The 3,193-nt window shown below is 57.2% G+C and carries 3 protein-coding genes; all 3 read right to left on the reverse strand.

The annotated features are described in order from the left end of the window. Positions 1-301: 301 nt before the first annotated feature. Positions 302-1,996, reverse strand: coding sequence for a fatty acid CoA ligase family protein (locus ABX962_RS33420; RefSeq protein WP_372726008.1), 1,695 nt, complete (start codon positions 1,994-1,996; stop codon positions 302-304). Continuing rightward, entirely contained in the window at positions 1,993-3,009 is a 1,017-nt protein-coding gene (locus tag ABX962_RS33425) for a RimK family alpha-L-glutamate ligase (RefSeq protein WP_372726009.1), read from the reverse strand. The genes ABX962_RS33420 and ABX962_RS33425 overlap by 4 nt, the downstream gene beginning before the upstream one ends. Continuing rightward, positions 3,006-3,193, reverse strand: a 188-nt coding sequence (locus ABX962_RS33430; RefSeq protein ID WP_372726010.1) for a methenyltetrahydromethanopterin cyclohydrolase, incomplete at its 5' end; no start/stop codon positions are given. The genes ABX962_RS33430 and ABX962_RS33425, both read right to left, overlap by 4 nt.

Raw genomic sequence — 3,193 nt, forward strand, 5'->3', positions numbered from 1 at the left:
AATAGTCGATGCGTCGCGGTACTGTCACCTCGCCCAAACGTAGTTTGAGAGAGGTCGAGCAGAGCGTTGAGCGATTGCTCGAGTGAGGGCCGACCGAGCAATCCGAGTCGAACGACACATCAAGCGAGCGCGGTCGCCCCTCACCCGGACGAGGCCTCAAGGGCCCGTCCGACCTCTCCCTAGCTTCGCTCGGGCGAGGTGACTTGCGTAATGTTGCCTATGCGAAACTTCGCTCGGGCGAGGTGACGTCGTTGCCGCCATACCGGAACTTCGCTGTCGCTGCGTTCCGGCCTGCGTACACCTACGTTCGTCTTTCGGCTCGTAATTCCTCGGCCAATCGTTCGCGGAAAATCTTGCTGTTGTGCCGGATATCAACCGGCAACGGCGTCCGGCGAATAATGATTTCTTCGATCCGGCGTGTGATCGGATTGCGAGCGGCTAATTCGAGTAGCTCCGTTCGCAGGCCGTCCGCGTCCGCGATCGGTTTGCCGTTGTTTTGCCGACAATCAATCGTCTCGATCATCACCACCGGAGTTTGCTCGGGACGTTCGCCGCGTGCAACGAGTGCCGAACGATAGACGCGAGGATGCGAATTGAAGATCGATTCGCAGGGGATCGTGAACAGCGTGCGATTGCCCGCTTCGATGCGATGATTTTTGCGTCCACAGAACCAGAATCGATCTCGCGAGTCCAAGTAACCGACGTCGCCCATGCGATGCCAGACGCGGTCGCCGTCTTGGATTTTGTGCATCACATTCTGGTCCGATCGGACCACGTACTGAGTCGTTACCATCGGGCCTGAAACCATCAGTTCGCCGATCTTGCCTTGCGGCATTTCTTCGGTCTCGTCGATCTGCGTCATCGGACCATCATTGATCTTGATCACACGCCACTGGACTCCTTCAAAGCGCGTACCGACGCAAACCCCTTTGCCCTTAGCCGCAGCAGGCCCCGTTTCGGCAATCACTTCGCGTGACTCGATCGAGGCGATTGGAAGCGCCTCGGTCGCGCCATAGGGCGTGACGATATTGACTTCGGGATCAAGCAAACTGCGAAGCTTGGTCAGCGTCGCGGCGGGAACCGGCGCCCCGGCCGATAAAACACGCCGAAGCGTTGGAAACGGTTGCTGGACATTGTTGGCTTCGCACCAACGGACGACCGTGTTCCAAAGGGCTGGCGAGCCAAACGCTTGGTCGACTTCCCATTGGTTGGCGGCTTCGATCAAACGTTGCGTATTCACTTCGGCAGGTTTGGTGGGATCCATGTCCGGAATAATCGTGGTTACCCCCATCACCGCATCGAACAGCCCGAACAATGGAAAGCAGGCAAGGTCTCGCGAACCGCGGTGAATGTCGTAGCGTTCACGAATCCGGTCGATTTGTGCATGAAACGTGCCGTGGGTGTACAGCACCCCTTTGGGCGGCCCGGTGCTGCCGGTGGTAAAGATGATCGCCGCCGCGTCGGTTCGCTCAATCGTCGGCAGGATGTCGCCAGATGCTTCTCGGCCTCGCTTGGCAATTTGATTTAGTGTTTGCCCACCCCACAGCCAGCGTTTACCGACCGTGACGTTCCATTTGGCTTGCGGAAACCGGCTGCGCAGCACACTGCGAATCGCTTGAGCCTTGGGGATGCCGACAAAGCCATCGGGATCCGATTCGCTCAGACAATTCACCAAATGTTTGCGGCCGATGCCGGGATCGATCAGGATCGCGACCACGCCCGCTTTCAGTAGTGCAAAGACAAGTTCGATAAACTGGCCGCCGAACGGGACCAGCATCGCCAGCCGCATGCCTGGTTTGACGCCCCAAGCGATCAGCCCGCGAGCGATCTCGTCACTGCGTTGGTCAAGGTTCTCGAAAGTCGTCAGATCGTACTGACGCATGCCATCGGACCGCGGTGGCCCGCTAGGCTCTGCAATCGCGATTCCGCCCGGTGATAAACTGCGGATAATTCGCAAGCGAGCGGCGACATTGCCATCTTTGACTTGGTTGGTCATGACGTGGCCTCGTGGGGAGCTGGCGTCGGTGAGGTGTTTTTGATCGGAGAGTTAATCGGGACGGACTTACACGCATCGATCAGTGTTTGCACGACCAGCGTGGCGATGTTCTCAGTGCAAACTTGTTGCAGTCCCTTCCATCCTGGGACGGCGTTCACTTCCAACACTCGCGGCGCATCATCGTCACAATCAATTAGGTCGACCGAGGCGAATGTTAGCCCCATTGTCGAGGTGATCTGTTTGGCCATGGTGATCTGTTCGCGGCTCGGTTGGATTTGCGTTGTCGTTGCCCCATGAGAATGATTGGTGCGGAAATCGCTCGGGTTTTCGCGACGGGCGGCGATCACATGATCGCCAATCACTAGCAGCCGAGTGTCACGTCCACCGGGGCGAACAAACGCTTGCACATAAAACACGGCATCGAGTTGATCGAGTGTCGAAAAGGTGTACCAAGCCAATTGTGGGTCCTGGATTCGCATTACTCCGCGTCCTTCGCCGCCAAAAAGAGGTTTCACGACACAGTCGCCGCCGAGTCGCTCGAACGCCGCCATCGCTTCGTTCCGCGACTGCACGACGATTGTTTCGGGAACGAGATAACCGAGCCGGCGAACATGAGCGAGCGTGGCAAATTTGTCGATCGCGATCTCCAGGCCTCGCGGCGAATTGATCACCGTAACAGGATGATTGTTAGCAATCGTATCGCCGGCCAAGGCATGCAGGATGGAAAGCCGAAAGGTGATCTTTTCCAGCGATCCTGCCGGCATCGTCCTGGCCAATACGGCATCGAACTGATCGATTGAGATCGCAGCTTCCGTGAAACCGTCCGCACCCAAATCAACAGCATTGCGATCGGGAGGGGAAGCCAGATGGATCGAGTTCAATTGGATCGAGGCAAACAGCGACTCATAGTCACAGCCATGCAGCTCGCAGCCGAGTTTGTCGGCGGCGTTTCGCAATTGGTTCGCATGCCAACCTTCGCCGCAACCCAGCACGAGAAATCGCTGGCCGCTCATGATAGAAACGATTGACGAAGCACATCGGTGGCGATTTTGCCATGATTCCAAGTTCGACCGCTGTGCAGGTTATGAATCGTCACCACGGCGGGGCTGAACAACATCGGGTCGACTTTATAGAAGTCATACTCGTATTGCTTGAACGTCTTGGCAAACGGTTGTCCGTAGTCTGCGGAGGTGTTGC

Source organism: Novipirellula sp. (assembly GCF_041583735.1).
Lineage (GTDB): Bacteria > Planctomycetota > Planctomycetia > Pirellulales > Pirellulaceae > Novipirellula.